The organism is Pseudoalteromonas sp. T1lg21, assembly GCF_002964625.1.
Classification (GTDB): domain Bacteria; phylum Pseudomonadota; class Gammaproteobacteria; order Enterobacterales; family Alteromonadaceae; genus Pseudoalteromonas; species Pseudoalteromonas gelatinilytica.
Genome location: NZ_PQBX01000065.1, coordinates 96,557 through 111,738 on the forward strand (window position 1 = coordinate 96,557; position 15,182 = coordinate 111,738).

Genomic DNA, 15,182 nt, shown 5'->3' on the forward strand with positions numbered 1-15,182 from the left:
CTAATCCTCCATGCCAAGTTTGCGTAAAATAGTGATCATTGGGCACCACTTAGTGAATGCCGATTGAATTAAGTTTAGAGCAATAAATACCGTAAACCAAATCCACAGCGGACTGTGAAACTGTTGTAGCAACAATGAAATACAGATCATTACACCAGCAATTAGGCGAAGCGCGTCATTTAGTTTCATAATAAGACCTCGATAACAGAGTGATGTATTTAATATATTAGAAAATACTACATTAGTAAATTCTAATATTAGACTTTTCTAATATATCAATCTATACTTTAGTGGTATTTTAAGAATATAGAGTAGTGTGATTATGAACATCGATTTTGCGGCTATGGCCGACAATGTGGAGCAAGCAGAGCAAATGCTAAAGATATTGGCGAATAAAAATCGCTTGATGATCTTATGTTCGCTGCAAGATGGTGAAATGAGCGTGAGCGAATTAAACGAAGCTGTGCCGTTGGCGCAGTCAGCATTATCGCAACACTTAGCGGCGCTGAGAAAAGCTCAGATCGTCGCGACTCGACGTGAAAGCCAAACTATCTATTATCGCGTGGTCGATAAAAGTGTTATGGCAATCCTTGAAACTCTTCATGGTTTATTTTGCAAAAGGTAGTTAAGCAATGAATGCTATCGATAATGCAGTAAAAAACAGCTTGAGCGGCCGCCTTCCCGTTATTATTTTTATTATGTCGGTGCTGCTTGGCTTAATGGCATTAAAGCAAACCCCGCGTGAAGAGGAACCGCAAATTGTGGTTCCGATGCTTGATATATATGTGGCAGCACCAAACGTTGAAGCCCCAGAAGTAGCTAGGCTGGTAACTGAACCATTGGAGAAGTTATTGGCGCAGTTAACGGGCGTTGAGCATATTTACTCGACCACACAAAGTAATGCTGCTGTCGTTACTCTTCGCTTCGAAGTCGGTCATGATCGTGAGCAAGCCATTCTCGACACTTACGCTAAACTCTATAGCTATCAACACACGATGGCGTCAGTGATCAGCTCATGGCAAATACGTCCGGTTGAAGTGAACGATGTGCCCATTGTGATGCTGGGCTTATTTAGTAAAGATCCAAAACTTTACGATGACTATCAACTAACTCGTTTTGCCAACGAAATCGCTAACAGTTTACAGCGCATCGAAAACACCAGCGAAGTGAAAGTGATTGCTGGTCGAACTCGTCAATTAACGATTAACCTTGATGCAAGCGCTTTAGCTGCCCATCAAACAACCCTAACCGATGTGTATTATGCGCTTAGCGTATCTAATCAATTGGTGAACGTGGGCAGTGTTGTTGAAGGTAAGCAGCAAATTGCCTTACAAGTGGGTGATGTTTTACGTTCTCAATCTGCGATAGAACGGCTTGTTGTCAACGTGGTAAACGGTAAGAGTGTTTACCTAAGTGATGTCGCCGAGGTGAGTGATGGTCCAAGCGAAGCACAAAGCTATCAATGGCTGGCTCAATCAGATAACCAGCAACAACTTCCTTTAGTGACCATTAGTGTCGCTAAACAAGCTGGCACCAATGCGGTCGCTGTGGCCAACGAAGTGCACAGCATGATGGACACTTTATCGGCTAATCTATTGCCAGATGAAGTGGGCTACACTGTACTGCGTGACTATGGCCAAACCGCGAACGAAAAAGTAAATAACCTTACCTCAAGCTTAGTGTTTGCGGTATTTACCGTGGTTATTTTTGTTGGCGTATTTTAGGTTGGCGACCAGCAATTGTGGTTGGTTTAGCGGTGCCTATTTGCTACGGCATCACCCTGACACTTGATTTTGCCTTTGGTTATACAATTAACCGAGTCACACTATTTGCACTAATACTTTCTTTGGGGTTATTAGTTGATGATCCAATTACTGGGATAGACAACATAAGTCGTTTTTTAACCCACAAAGGCGATAAAAAACAACGCATAGTTGATGCCATGAGCGAAATTCGTGTGGCGCTGTTTATGTCTACATTAACCATTATGGTGGCGTTCATCCCACTTGCGTTTATCACTGGCATGATGGGGCCGTACATGGCACCAATGGCATTTAATGTGCCAATTAGTGTAATGGTTTCGACCATAGTGGCATTTTTTGTTACGCCTTGGTTGGCAATGAAACTACTTAAAGCGCCAGTCGATGACAGCGTACAACTTGATGCCAATCAGCATGGCTTATATGAGCGCATATTATCACCATTACTTGAGTCTAAAGGCCACGCCAAACTCGTTTTATGGACTACATTAGCCTTGTTTGTCGCCAGTGCCATGTTACCCGTAATGCGTGCAGTGCCTTTAAAGCTATTACCGTTTGATAATAAAAACGAGTTGCAAGTTTTAATCGATATGCCAGAAAGCACAAGCCTTGAGCAAACCGCCGCTTTCACTAGACAAGTACAAACCATCACTTGGCAATTAAATGAAGTAAGTGAGGCGGCAGCCTATGTTGGTCAGCCATCAAGCATGGACTTTAATGGTATGGTGCGTGGTTATTATCGACGTGAAGCCGCGAACCTTGCTGAACTCAGAGTATTACTGCTCGACAAAACTGAGCGTGATCATCAATCTCATGGCGTGGTCATGCGCTTGCGTGCTGCATTAGCGCCACTGGCAACCGATGGCATTGTAATTAAAGTGGTTGAAGTGCCACCGGGTCCGCCGGTTTTAAGTACCTTAGTGGCTGAAGTTTACAGTGAGCCATTTGTTGATACAGACACGCACTATCAAGCTGCTCTTGCTGTTGCTGCAAGGTTAAAACAAGAGCCGCATGTGGTTGAAGTTGATACCAGTATTGCTGCCAATGCGCCCTTACAGCGTTTTGTTACTGATAAAAGTAAAGCGTCATTGTCGGCGGTGTCTACGCAAGATATTGCCCAGACCTTAGCCATTGCCTCACATGGACAAAATGTTGGGGTGTTATATGTTAGCGGCGAAACAGACCCTGTCGATATAAAGTTACAACTGCCTTATCAAGATCGTAACCAATTTGCTCAATTGCTGGCATTACAAGTTCGTGGTGAAAGGGAGCTTGCAAAAACCAGTGATGAATTTGGGCTACAAAGTGCACCACGTCCGCTGGTGGCGCTATCTGAGTTAGGTGAATTTCAGCATCAAGATGTTGCCAAGCCAATTATGCGTAAAGATCAGCGTAATGTTGTGTATGTAATGGCTGAGCTAAATGGCCGTACACCCGCTGAAATTATTGCTGACGTCAATGCCGACTTAGGCATTAGCGCTGACGAATTTAGCCAAACTGATTGGCAAAGTAGGCACTTTTTCAATAATGGCGGCAGCCAAGCTTGGCAATTACCTGCTGGCACTGACGTGACCTTTAGTGGTGAAGGCGAATGGCGAATTACCATTGATGTATTCAGAGATATGGGTATTGCCTTTGCGTTTGCGCTCACTGCCATTTTCATCATCTTACGCATTCAAACAAACTCTGCGAGTTTGTCACTGATCATCATGTCGGCTATTCCATTAACCGTAATAGGGATCATGCCGGGCTTTTGGCTATTAAATCAATTTGGAGAGCGCAGCATTGCTGGTGCTCCAGAGCCGGTGTTATTCACTGCAACAGCCATGATTGGCATGATTGCACTTGCTGGTATTGTGGTTCGTAACTCACTTATTTTAGTTGAGTTTATTAATCAAGCTCGCAGCCAAGGTATGGCAATTAAACAGGCTTTGATTGCCGCAGGTACGGTGCGTATGCGCCCTGTGTTACTGACTGCGGGAACCACCTTATTAGGTAACTTGGTGATCACCCTAGACCCGGTATTTAGCGGTCTAGCGATCGCAATTATTTTTGGTATTGTGGCATCAACATTGTTCTCATTATTTGTTGTGCCATTGGTTTATTATTTAGTGTTTGCAAAGGATGCAGCCAAAGAGGAACAAGCTCATGCAGGGTAAATCGAAACTTATTGGTTCAATCATCGCGTTATCTGTGATCATTGTGGCGGTACTTTACATGGCGGGCAGTTTCTCTGATAAGCAAGCTGCAGGCATGAAAAACCCATCAGCAAATGATTACACTGGTCAGTTAGTGACAGTGACACTGGCAGATATTGCGCGTGATGAAGTTGTACCGGGCACCGTGATTGCAAAACAAAATACGCAAATTTCATCACGGGTTATGGCACAAGTTGAGCGTTTAAATGTACGCGCTGGCGATACTGTAAAACAGGGTGATGTGTTAATTACCTTGCAGCAAGATGACTTTAAAGCTGGGCTTGCTCAAAGCGAAGCACAAATAAATGCAATTAATGCGTCGCTGACTCAAGCAGAGAAACAACTTAAGCGTATTAACGATTTATACAAGCAAGGTTTGGTATCTGTTAGCGAATACGACGATGCAAAAGCAAGGTTCGATAATTTAACTGCGAACCTAGCGATTGCTAAACAGCAGCAAACACAAGCGCAAGTTGCACTGAGTTTTACGCAAATTAAAGCGCCGATTTCAGGTGTTGTGGTTGAGCGTTTTGCAGAGCCTGGCGATACCGCAACTCCTGGCACGCCATTACTCGCGCTGTATAACCCACAACAATTGCAATTAGCATTTAATGTCAGAGAACAACAAGCAATTAAGTTGAATGTTGGGCAAACTCTAACGGTCAAATTACCTGCTTTATCTACGTCAATGCCTGCCACAGTGACAGAAATTGTGCCCGTTGCTGATAGTGCTGCGCGTAGTATGGAAATTCGTTTAGAAACAGATGCCCAAACTGGGTTAATGCCTGGTCTTTATGCGCAATTACAATTACCACTCGCCACTGAAAAAGGGGTGTTGATTGAGTCAAGCTGGGTGCAGCAATATGGCCAATTGAGTATGGTCTATTTACTTGAAAATAATCAGATAGTGCGTCGCTATGTGCGCCTTGGCGAAATGCTCGATGGTAAGCAGCACATCGTTTCAGGTTTAAACCCGGGTGATGTGCTGGCTGTTGATTTTAAAGCTAAATAAAGGTCGCTATTTCGTCCAGCGACTTTTTCACTAAGGCATGCTCAGGGATGGTTGCATCTGTGCCTGGGTAGCCTGCAATTAGAAGCATGTAAGGGCGCTCATTATCTTTATCACGACCACAAATTTCGGTTAAAAAGCTCATTGGTTTTGGTGTATGCGTAAGGGTAGCAAGGCCAGCTCTGTGTAGTGCTTGAATTAAAAAGCCGGTTGCTAGGCCAACAGATTCATGAACATAGTAATTGGTATTTTTGTCATCGGCAGAAATACCGCCTTTCTTTTGACTAAACACGGCAATTAGCCAAGGTGCATGCTCAAGGTAGGGCTTACTGGCATCGGTGCCAAGTGGTTTTAAGGCATCTAACCATTCTTCACCTGCGCGACCTTCATAAAATGAGCGCTCTAGTTTTTCAGCGGCTTCACGAATTTGTTTTTTCACATCGCTGCTGTGTATTGCTACAAAGTGCCAAGGTTGATGATTGGCACCACTCGGTGCAGTGCCTGCCGCTTTAATACAGGTTTCGATAATTTCTTTTGGCACTGGGCGATCGCTAAAGCTGCGAATACTGTGGCGACGCTGACTCACGGCTAAAAACTCTTCGGCGCGTTTTAGCATCTCGTCATGAGGGTACTCAATAAAGTCATTGAGAGGCTGATTTTTGTGTTCTTGCATGGCTTTTCGCTTCTTGTGTGTTGATGATTTTAATTATGAATATGTTGGTTTCGGCGGTACTCTTTTAATTCATTGCTCAACCAATCTTTTGCATTGAGTAACGACCCATTGCTGAGTCTTACTTTATAGGGCTTACCGCTCCATGAGCTTTTACTCGCCAAATTTTCGATAAATTTTTCGGCCGTTTTTGCATAGCGGGTCGCTTTTCGATACTTCATAGCAAGGTGTTCGGCAGCATCTTGGCTTGAGTGCTCGGTGCCGTTGCGAATAAATACGGCATCGCTTTTAGCGACAAAATCAATGAGGTGATTTATCTCTTGTTCTGGGGTTGCTGCATCACTGAATTGGCTAATGCTCAATAACATTAATGCGATTAACCAATATCCTTTCATTGTTACTTTCACTGTACTTTTTGCTCTATGGTTAGGGTTGCAATTATTGGATTATGATCTGAGCTTACAAGCTCAGGCACTATAGTTGTCTCTATTTTGACACCACGCACCCATACTTGGTCAAGTGCTAATCCAAATGCTTTGGTGCGTTTATCATTTAAATAAATAGCTTCGTGTAAACCTAGCTGGGTTAATGTTTGCTGTAATAAGGCTTGGCGCTCATCACTCCAGGTATTGAGATCACCAGCAAATACGATAGGGCCTTTATGCGTTCGCATAATAGCGGCGGCATCGTCGAGCTGTTGTTTAAAGTCACTAACACCCATCGTAAAGTTAATGGCATGCAGGTTTATACTCAGTAATAACTGTTGATTTGGCAGCGCATACTCCACAATATTGGTCGCTTTTGGACTACGTAGCCAAGGCTCTTTATGGGTGAGTGTACAATGCACTGCGGCGGGCCAGCGGCTGAGTGTCATAACCCCAGATTGCACGCCGCCGCTCTTATAGCCTTTAGCAAAGCGCCAATAGGGTTTGAGTTTTGTAAGCGCGGGTTCTTCGATAGCTTCTTGCAGTAACACAATATCAGCATCGGCATTTAGGTTTTGCAAATCGGTGAGTAAGCCATCTATTTGTGCCTTGTAAATATTCCAACTCAATAACTTAAACTGATAGGGCAAAATATAATGTTCTGCGTAAGTTTGCATGCGACTTTGTGCTAACTGCTGTTGGCAATTAGCAAGGTTTTCAGCGGTTTTGGTGATACCTTGTTGCTCATCAGAGCTAGGATCGCTTGAAAAGCTATACCAAGACAGCACACTAAAACACACAAGTAATAAAAATATACGCAGATATGCCGTCATAATAACCTTTAGTTACTTTCCTTGAGAGTTAGTCGTTGTAAGCCTCAGTTTAGTTCAAAGGCTAAATGTTAGAAACTGTAGTATTTTCTACAATTTCTATACGCTTTCTTACCCAAAATGAGTACTCATATTCTTATACTTACTGAGCTTAACAACTCAGACAAAGGAACTACTCATGAAACAAATGGCCTGTATGCTGCTTGCCTTATCGGTGACAGCGTGTTCATCAGTCACCATAGTGCCAGAAAAAACAACCAATAAATTAGCCACTAAAGCTGATTACCAAGATAGCCGCCCATTCTTTTTGTGGGGCCTCGTTGGTGAAGAGCGCGTTGATGTAAAGGCTATTTGCCAAGATAAAAAAGTTGCCCAAATGCAATCGCAACAAACATTCGCTGATGGCGCATTAGGACTCGTTACACTCGGAATTTATGCTCCTCACACAGTAAAAGTATGGTGTGAGCAACAAGCACAGGAGCAACAACTATGAAAAGCCTACTAATAACAACTGTGTTAGTGGCAACCTTAAGTGGTTGCACAAATATCTACTTTGATAACGGCAGTGCCGTTCAAGCTAATAAAGCAGCTGCAACAGAGCAATGGCATCATAACTTTGCCGCGGCGCTTTACGAAGGTTCAAAGCCAGTCGACTTATCTGAGGAGTGCCCAGATTCCGAGTGGCAAACCGTTCACACTTATAAGTCGTTCACTAATGGTCTAGCTGAAGTTGCAGTAAACCAAGTTGGGCCTATTTGGTACCCAAAAACAGTTGAAATAAGCTGTGCTCAAGTACCTTACAAGCCAGACTAGTTACTCATAACGCAGTGCATCAATTGGGTTTAAGCGTGCCGCTTTAATAGCGGGTGCTAAGCCAAATACAATACCAATCAATGAAGTAAAGCCAAATGACAGCATAATCGCCCAACCCGGTATGTAGGCATCTGGCATGCTCGGCACTGATAACGAAATCAGTGCCGCGGCACCATACCCTATCGCTAAACCAATTAAACCACCAAACAGTGATAGCACCACCGCTTCAACTAAAAATTGCAGCATTATAAAGCCTGGTGTTGCCCCTAATGCTTTTAAAGTACCAATCACACGAGTACGCTCTGTTACCGAAACCAGCATGATATTCATCACACCAATACCACCAACTACCAGGCTAATACCCACTATCCCCGCGGTAATTGCGGTAGCACTTCCGGTAAATTTATCGATATTAGCACGGGCTTTTTCAGCTGTTTCAAATTCAAAGTCGTCATCTTCACCGTCTTTCAGTTTATGTAATTGACGTAAGATGCGGCGAATTTTACCCAGTACTTGCGCTTCGTTAGCATCGTCTTTCAACCGAAACATCATTTGTACATTGGTATCAACACTGCCGCCTTCTAATGCACTCATGGTACTTATCGGAATATTGATGTAATCGTCTTGGTCAAAACCTAATAAACTACCTTGTTTTTCAGCAACACCAATAATGCGAAACCACTCACCACCGAGTTTGATATATTCACCTACAGGGTTTTCAGGTAGGTTAAGCTTTTCGATAATTGAAGGGCCGATAAATGCCACTCGACGGCGTTTTTCATCATCTTCTGCGCGAATAAATCGGCCGAGTTCTGGGTAGGTGCGGTAAGCTTTTTGGTAGTCTTGCTCGGTGCCCATTACCCGAGAAGCATGGCTTTTATTGCCATACTCAGCTGCGCCAGAAAAGCGCCAAGTAAACATCAGTGCAGTAAAGGTTTCGGCTTCTTTAACGCGTGCTTTTAGAGTTAAAAAGTCGTTGTAAGTCAGCTTTGCTTGTTGCCCCACCATTTCTTTTTCCATACTTGTGTAAGGTTTGATATTGGTGACATCGGGAGACATATCAGCAAGCTGATCATTAATTTGTTTGGTAAACCCTTGCATTACTGCCACCACGGTCACAACCGCAGCAACTCCAATAATAATGCCCAAGCAGGTAAGTGCACTGCGCATTGCATTGGCTTTAATTGCCATCAATGCGGCTTTTGTTCCTTCCATTACAGCGATAGCAGATTTAAACATGTTGCCTTGCTCCTTCACCTTTTCGGGTATCACTGACAACCTTGCCATCAACCAAACGAATAACCCGTTGGCAGTGATCAGCAATATCTTGTTCGTGAGTAACCAAAATAATGGTGTGCCCTTCGTTATGAAGCTCATCAAATAGCGCCATGATCTCAGTGGTGGTTTTACTATCCAGGTTACCGGTAGGCTCATCACCAAGTAGAATATGGGGTTTAGTAACTAGTGCGCGTGCAATAGCGACACGTTGACGTTGGCCACCAGAAAGCTGGCTCGAAAGGTGATTGACCTTATCGCCAAGGCCGACCCGTTGTAATGATTCGAGCGCTTGTTGTTTTCGCTCTTTGGCAGAGATAAATCGATACACCAAAGGCTGCATAACATTTTCAAGAGCGGATGCTCGTGGTAATAAATTGAAACTTTGAAAAATAAAGCCAACACTTTCATTACGCTGGTGAGCAAGCTCCGTTTCGGTCATGCGCTTTACTAACTTATCTTTTAAATAGTAGTCACCACTGGTGGGAGTATCTAAACAGCCAAGCAAGTTCATCAGGGTTGATTTACCTGAACCCGAAGGGCCAATAATGGCAACGTACTCATTTTGAGCAATTTCAATATTAATATCATCAAGGGCTTTGAAAACTTGTTCGCCCATTTTGTATTGTTTATTGATATTGCTGAGCTTGATCACCGCAGACATTATTTAGCACCTTTTTCAGGGCTGTTTTTAACGGCTACCGTATCACCCTCTTTAAGTGAACTAAGTGGTCTAGCAGGGCCGATAACAATACGATCTCCCTGAGAAACTCCACTGGTTAGCGCTTGTTCGATATCTGAAGAAATACCTACCGTAACAGCTGTTTTAGTTACTGTGTTATCTGCGTTAAGCTTCCAGACAAAGTAGCTATCATCCTCTTTTTGAATGGCTTCGATGGGGAGTTTTAAGCCATTTTCGGCAATGCTCGTGGCGATTTCTGCGCGGCAACTCATTCCGGCATATAGCTGGCGGTCAGTGGCATCAAGTAGTACTTTGACTTTAAATGATAAGCCTTGTGAACCGGCTTGATTTTTTGCTGATGTGCCAATGTTTATTACTTTGCCAGTAAAAGGTTGATTTGGGTAAGCGGCAGCATAGATATCTGCATGTTGGTCTAATTTGATACCGGCGATATCGGTTTCATCCACTCGAAGTTCGGCTAATATTGCGCTTGGATCGGCTACTAGCATCAAGTCTGAGCCAATAATGTTGGTTGTTCCCGCAATAACGGTTTCACCTTCTTTAATATTTACCGAAGCAAGTAGGCCACTCATTGGAGCGCGAAACACGCTTTTATTTAAACGGTCTTCAGCAATCAATAATGATGCTTGGGCTTGGTTGTAAGCTTCACGTTTTGCTTCAATATCTATTTTTGCTAAATCGCGGGCATTTTGTAGGTTTTCATACACTTCTTGGCCAGCAAGGCCAACTTCATAAAGCTCTTTTTGGCGGCTTAATTGACGCTCGATATTTTTTAATCGGGTTTCGCTATGCTTAATGTCGATTTCGGTCGCGCGAAGCACGGCTTTGTTGCGGGCAACTTCAGATTCAAACGCGGTCGTATCTAGGCGCATTAAAATATCGCCCTCAGTGACACTTTCACCTTCCTCGACAAACACTTTAGCTACACGGCCTGTCACTTCTGAGCGCAGTTGCACTTGGGTATTAAAGACTAGGTTACCAGAGGCTAAAATTGAATCGGCAATATTGCCTTGTTCAACTTCTGCAATATGCATTTCTGGTGCATCTTTATTGCCGGTGACTTGTTTTGAGATTAGTAAAGCGACAAATGCTGTAACAGCGAGGCCAATTATAATGGCTTTTTTCATGTTACTTCCTTGATGTTAAGAGCGGCATATTGCCGCTCAAAGCAGAATTAAACGAGCGCGATTACAGTCCAAATACCGTAAATAACAATACTTGGTAGGGCTGCAAACAGTAGCGCTTTATTGAAAGTGAAATTAGTCCAACTTTTCAAACCGATAGCTGCGATGAAAATGCCCCAAATAGAAAAGATATTGAGACTTTCAAGTAAGGTGTAAAATGGGTGGCCAATTTCTAAGCCAATCAAAAGTTGGTTAATTGAAGCATAGTTAAATAATGATTGTGATATTTGGTCAGTACTTGCAGTTAATACTAAGATGAGTAAACCAAGGCTTGAGATAATCATTGGCATCATAGTCCACACACCAAAGCCGTACCAAGCCCCATAACCATAATTAGCTTCTGGGTCTTGCTTCGATACAAATAGGTAATAGCCTGCCATCAGGGCATTGATAACAGCTAGACCAATAATGCCACCAAACATTGCAAACCAAACTTGCAAATCAATGGTTTGCTCCATGCTTTGGCGAATCATTTTTTGTTCTGCAATAGTGGCATCTACACTGGCAACAGCGACTTGTTGATCGATTAAAAATTGCGGGTCAGCTTTATTGTAAAAAGCAAACATGCTGGCAGCGAGAATGCCGGCAAGTAAGATAAAGGCAACAAAAGACCAACCTTTTGCTTCTTTTAAGCCATTAAAAGCTTTGCTCGGGCTGATAAAAATATCAACCAAAGCAGTCATGACATTTGATGATTTCATTTTTTATTCCTTGTTTTATAACATTTGTTTTTAGGTACTAAAATATCCTGTTTAGTAACAAATTAGCAATTTGTTTTGTAACTGTATGTTAACAGCTGTGATTAGTAAATCTGTGATATGGTTTAAGGATTAATTTGAGTCGAATTTATTAGGAATAGTAGGTCGTTATGGTGAATAGCAAAGGTCGTTGTATTGATGAGTTGGTATTAGGATTCTGGCGCTTGTTAGATTGGCAGATAACGCCACAGCAATGCTTAAGTTTTTTAGAAAATGCAATAGAGATGGGGGTGTCACATACCGATCATGCTGACATCTACGGTGAATACGGTTGTGAAGCCGAATTTGGTAAAGCACTTAAACTAAAACCAAGTATTCGTGATGAAATCAAAATAATCACTAAGTGTGGTATCAAGCCTGCGTTTGCAAGCCTAGGATTGCAAGGCAAAGCAAACCATTATGATTCAAGTGCCGCGCATATAATTGCCTCAGCACAGCAGTCACTTAAAAACTTCAACACTGATCGTTTAGATGTATTACTTATCCATCGCCCTGATTACTTAATGAACGCCGATGAAATGGCACAAGCATTTAATACCCTAAAAGCAAATGGTGATGTGCTTGACTTTGGTGTATCTAATTTTACGCCATCGCAACTTAGCCTGTTGCAGTCGCGTTTAGACTTTGAGCTTGTGACCAATCAAATTGAGTTTTCTCCTTACGAAATGAAAGCGCTTGATGATGGCAGCTTAGACCAATGCCAATTGCTCGATATCAAACCTATGCTTTGGTCACCATTAGCTGGGGGTCGTATATTCTCAAGTGATGATGAAAAAGCGGTACGTTTACGTGCAGTGCTAGAGCAGGTTGGTGCTGAAATTGGCGCCACAGCCATTGATCAAGTTGTTTATGCTTGGCTGTTAATGCACCCAAGTGCACCGTCTGTGGTACTCGGTACGGGGAATATTGAGCGTGTTAAATCAGCGGTTGAAGCTAAGCAGCTTACAATGAACCGTGAACAATGGTATCGCATTTGGCAAGGCTCAACTGGTCATAGTGTGCCTTAACGTACAGCCCAAAATGAGAAAAGGGCCTTACGGCCCTTCGTGTTGCAGCAAGTAACACATTCTTTATAAAGTGAAGTCAACCGCGTAAGCGACGTACACTTTTACATCTGAACCATCGATGTCATTGTCTGAAAGACCGAAAGTAAAGCCGTCTTTCGACACTGAAACGCCGTAGTCGATGATGTCATCATCACCAATGAAATCCCCTGAGTAATGACCTAAATGAAGGGCCATTTCTGCACCGGTACTACCAACTGGGAAGCTGTAGTCAGCATTTAAATAAAGTGAATCACCAAAATCTGTACCGTCACCGCTTGCTGCTGATGTTGCTAGTATTGCTGCACCAAAGGTGAAGCTACCCATGCTAATGCTACCGTAGATTTCTGAGAAGTCTGCATCTGTGTAAGATGCTGCATCTGGGTATGCATAATAAATGTAGCCAACATCGTAGCTAAAGGTTTCATTGATTTCACCGCCAAAACCAGCATAAAGGTCTAGCTCGTAAGTCATGTCGTCAGCCCAGCTAGCATTCGACACCCAAGTACCTGCATAAAAGCCAGATTCACTTGCGTAGTCGATACCACCCTGGATTGCAGCATCACCACCGCCTTGCTCTTGACCACGCCATAAGTAGTTTGAAGTTGCCGCAGCGTTTGCTGTGACTTCTGCATAGCTATATGTTGAGCTCAAAGTTAATAGCGCAAGGGCGCTTGCTGCGACCGTTTTTTTTAGTTTTAGCATGTTTCTGTATCCTGTTGTTATGTTGATTTTGTCCCATTTCAGATTGCAGTCTGGTTATTATTTGAGGACATTTTCTATGTGTTGTCTGGATACGATATTGCACTGGTTGTGCCAAGTTCATTTTGTATGGGATATTTTATGCTTAAACGCTTTAAAAACAGACTTTTAAGCTTGTTTAATTTTGGAAGGGGTGGTTATTTGAATTATTCATGCGCACACGTGTGGTGCAATAAATAACCCGATTGCACAATTGCGAAGCAACCGGGTTTTGCTTATTTGAGAGTGACTTAGCCGAAAATTGCACGCATTAGACTAATTGTTTCTTCGACGCTGCGGCCTTTTTCAACTTCACTGATGATTGAATCGCGCTTAGCTTTGATATGTTCAGGGATATCATCGCTTGCTAGTGCACGGTCTACCAGTATCTCAGCTGATTCTTTGCCACGGCGTACGGTCTTTTTACCTGCTGAGCTCGTGGTACTCTTAGGTTTGTTTAACAACTTAATATAGTTTGAGTTATCAGCGGTACTTTTATCTGCATAATAAAAGAAGCTCGGTAATAGGGCTTTGATTTCAACCAGAGAGTGTTCAAGCTCATTTGCTGCGTTGGCCATTTTGAACCAAGGCATACTATGAATGGCTTCGACAACATCTTGCCAGTAGCGCTCAAAATCGCGGTTATTAAGCTTAGTAATGCCTAATGCCGCACAAAGAGCATCGAGCTTACTATTTACGATTGGTGTAAACACGTCAGGTCGGCGCATCGCAAGTAAGCGAGTAGCAGGAGCAAGCGTTGGTTTTTCATCGCTGCCATTAAATGCCATGAAGTAAGCAACCATAAAATGCTGATAATGTTCTTGCGTTACTTCACCCTCGAGTGGAATGTGTGCAAGCGCTTCATCAAATGCGCCAGGTAAATCACTCAACATTTGGTGGAAACCTTTTGCGTTCTTGGTAGAAGCAAACCATTCAACGTCGAAGTTATAGCTGCTTGGGTCTAGTGAAGCACTGTGTTTACCTGAAAACGCTAAACGGTCTTCAGGGATCATTTCTTTGAGTGATTGCGATTTAATTGCTGCAAGGTAATTAGCCAAGCGTAGTTGCTCATCAAGCGCTATCAGTTCTTTATGCTGTTCGATGAAGCCTGCGATAACAGGCCATGGCGCAACCCTTAGTGTTTTTAGCTGCAAAAAGCTGATTGCAGAAATTAATAAGTCATGAAGTTTTTTAAGTGTCGGTAATTGCTTATCTTCTAACAGATCGTAGTTAATGCGATCGCGGCTTGCACTTAATAGCTCATAGCACCAACCTAAAAAGTCTTCAGGGTGATTTTCTACTTTAACTGCCATTAGGTTTAAGCTGATATCAGAGGCTTGCTTGAGGATGTTTTGATAAATTTGACTTTCTTGCTCGCCAAGCGCCATTTTTGACGGTGAAATAAGCAGTTTCTTCATGCTTAATCGATACTCCAGTTTTGACTAAATTGGGTTGTTTAATTTTAGTACACAGGGTGCAAAAACAACAGGGGCGTGCATCATACCGAAGTAATGAAATGATGCAATCTTACTGATAATTTATAAGTAAGATTGCGTCTGACGTGGTTAATTAATCATTGTCATCGAGTGTAAATAATTGTTCAACACTGAGCTCAAAGTGAGCAGCAATTTTTAACGCGATAATCACCGAGGGTATAAAGCGGCCTGTTTCAACTGTGCTAATGGTTTTACGTGATACTGCAATGGCATCAGCAAGTTCTTGCTGCGATAACCCCTTATCTTTACGGAATTTAGCGATATTATTTTGCACTTT

At 42.8% G+C, this 15,182-nt stretch carries 16 protein-coding genes and 1 pseudogene; 6 read left to right on the plus strand and 11 right to left on the minus strand.

Annotated elements, in window-relative coordinates; all coding sequences use genetic code 11:
• Positions 1-189 (minus strand): YgaP family membrane protein, encoded by a 189-nt coding sequence (locus tag C2M25_RS19895; protein WP_054562832.1) that lies wholly within the window; start codon positions 187-189, stop codon positions 1-3.
• A 133-nt stretch (positions 190-322) separates the two neighbouring features.
• Here C2M25_RS19895 and C2M25_RS19900 point away from each other — a divergent pair, with 133 nt between their 5' ends.
• The 3 genes and pseudogenes from C2M25_RS19900 to C2M25_RS19910 all read left to right on the plus strand — a co-directional run bounded on the left by C2M25_RS19900 (position 323) and on the right by C2M25_RS19910 (position 4,970).
• Complete coding sequence (locus tag C2M25_RS19900) at positions 323-625, plus strand: ArsR/SmtB family transcription factor (protein WP_063702365.1); 303 nt, start codon at positions 323-325, stop codon at positions 623-625.
• A gap of 7 nt (positions 626-632) precedes the next feature.
• A pseudogene (locus C2M25_RS19905) lies at positions 633-3,919 on the plus strand (efflux RND transporter permease subunit).
• Positions 3,909-4,970, plus strand: a complete 1,062-nt coding sequence (locus C2M25_RS19910; RefSeq protein ID WP_063702361.1) for an efflux RND transporter periplasmic adaptor subunit — start codon at positions 3,909-3,911, stop codon at positions 4,968-4,970. The pseudogene C2M25_RS19905 and the gene C2M25_RS19910 overlap by 11 nt, the downstream one beginning before the upstream one ends.
• On the opposite strand, the gene C2M25_RS19915 is transcribed toward C2M25_RS19910, so the two are convergent.
• From C2M25_RS19915 to C2M25_RS19925, 3 genes are read right to left on the minus strand one after another with little or no spacing between them, the layout of a single operon-like run.
• A complete protein-coding gene (locus tag C2M25_RS19915) occupies positions 4,963-5,640 on the minus strand; it encodes a nitroreductase family protein (RefSeq protein WP_054554404.1) in 678 nt (225 codons plus the stop codon). The genes C2M25_RS19910 and C2M25_RS19915 overlap by 8 nt on opposite strands.
• 29 nt (positions 5,641-5,669) lie before the next feature.
• Positions 5,670-6,032, minus strand: a complete 363-nt coding sequence (locus tag C2M25_RS19920) for a DUF5329 domain-containing protein (protein ID WP_063702541.1) — start codon at positions 6,030-6,032, stop codon at positions 5,670-5,672.
• 8 nt (positions 6,033-6,040) lie between these two features.
• Complete coding sequence (locus C2M25_RS19925; RefSeq protein ID WP_105181967.1) at positions 6,041-6,895, minus strand: endonuclease/exonuclease/phosphatase family protein; 855 nt, start codon at positions 6,893-6,895, stop codon at positions 6,041-6,043.
• A 175-nt stretch (positions 6,896-7,070) separates the two neighbouring features.
• Here C2M25_RS19925 and C2M25_RS19930 point away from each other — a divergent pair, with 175 nt between their 5' ends.
• Both C2M25_RS19930 and C2M25_RS19935 read left to right on the plus strand, forming a co-directional pair.
• Complete coding sequence (locus C2M25_RS19930; protein ID WP_054554401.1) at positions 7,071-7,385, plus strand: Bor family protein; 315 nt, start codon at positions 7,071-7,073, stop codon at positions 7,383-7,385.
• Positions 7,382-7,705, plus strand: coding sequence for a Bor/Iss family lipoprotein (locus tag C2M25_RS19935; protein ID WP_063702356.1), 324 nt, complete (start codon positions 7,382-7,384; stop codon positions 7,703-7,705). Before C2M25_RS19930 ends, C2M25_RS19935 begins: the two co-directional genes overlap by 4 nt.
• On the opposite strand, the gene C2M25_RS19940 is transcribed toward C2M25_RS19935, so the two are convergent.
• The 4 genes from C2M25_RS19940 to C2M25_RS19955 are packed head-to-tail and all read right to left on the minus strand — an operon-like array spanning position 7,706 to position 11,568.
• Positions 7,706-8,944: an ABC transporter permease gene (locus C2M25_RS19940; protein WP_063702354.1), complete on the minus strand. Its 1,239-nt coding sequence runs from the start codon at positions 8,942-8,944 to the stop codon at positions 7,706-7,708. It abuts the gene before it with no gap.
• Positions 8,937-9,644, minus strand: coding sequence for an ABC transporter ATP-binding protein (locus C2M25_RS19945; protein WP_063702351.1), 708 nt, complete (start codon positions 9,642-9,644; stop codon positions 8,937-8,939). Before C2M25_RS19945 ends, C2M25_RS19940 begins: the two co-directional genes overlap by 8 nt.
• Positions 9,644-10,810 (minus strand): efflux RND transporter periplasmic adaptor subunit, encoded by a 1,167-nt coding sequence (locus C2M25_RS19950; RefSeq protein ID WP_063702349.1) that lies wholly within the window; start codon positions 10,808-10,810, stop codon positions 9,644-9,646. Before C2M25_RS19950 ends, C2M25_RS19945 begins: the two co-directional genes overlap by 1 nt.
• Before the next feature lie 47 nt (positions 10,811-10,857).
• The gene (locus C2M25_RS19955; RefSeq protein WP_105174358.1) at positions 10,858-11,568 is read right to left on the minus strand and encodes a YIP1 family protein; all 711 of its coding nucleotides are present in this window, start codon (positions 11,566-11,568) and stop codon (positions 10,858-10,860) included.
• Positions 11,569-11,735: 167 nt separating this feature from the next.
• On the opposite strand from C2M25_RS19955, the gene C2M25_RS19960 reads away from it, so the two are divergent.
• Positions 11,736-12,632 (plus strand): aldo/keto reductase, encoded by an 897-nt coding sequence (locus C2M25_RS19960; RefSeq protein ID WP_199775199.1) that lies wholly within the window; start codon positions 11,736-11,738, stop codon positions 12,630-12,632.
• A gap of 63 nt (positions 12,633-12,695) precedes the next feature.
• On the opposite strand, the gene C2M25_RS19965 is transcribed toward C2M25_RS19960, so the two are convergent.
• From C2M25_RS19965 to C2M25_RS19975, 3 genes are all read right to left on the minus strand, one after another.
• On the minus strand, positions 12,696-13,373 hold the full coding sequence (locus tag C2M25_RS19965; protein ID WP_063702346.1) for a TorF family putative porin: 678 nt from the start codon (positions 13,371-13,373) through the stop codon (positions 12,696-12,698).
• Between the two features lie 287 nt (positions 13,374-13,660).
• Positions 13,661-14,827: a hypothetical protein gene (locus C2M25_RS19970; protein WP_063702344.1), complete on the minus strand. Its 1,167-nt coding sequence runs from the start codon at positions 14,825-14,827 to the stop codon at positions 13,661-13,663.
• Positions 14,828-14,978: 151 nt separating this feature from the next.
• Positions 14,979-15,179 carry a helix-turn-helix transcriptional regulator gene (locus C2M25_RS19975; protein ID WP_063530018.1) on the minus strand — a complete coding sequence of 67 codons (201 nt, stop codon included), beginning with the start codon at positions 15,177-15,179 and terminating at the stop codon, positions 14,979-14,981.
• Positions 15,180-15,182 lie beyond the last annotated feature (3 nt).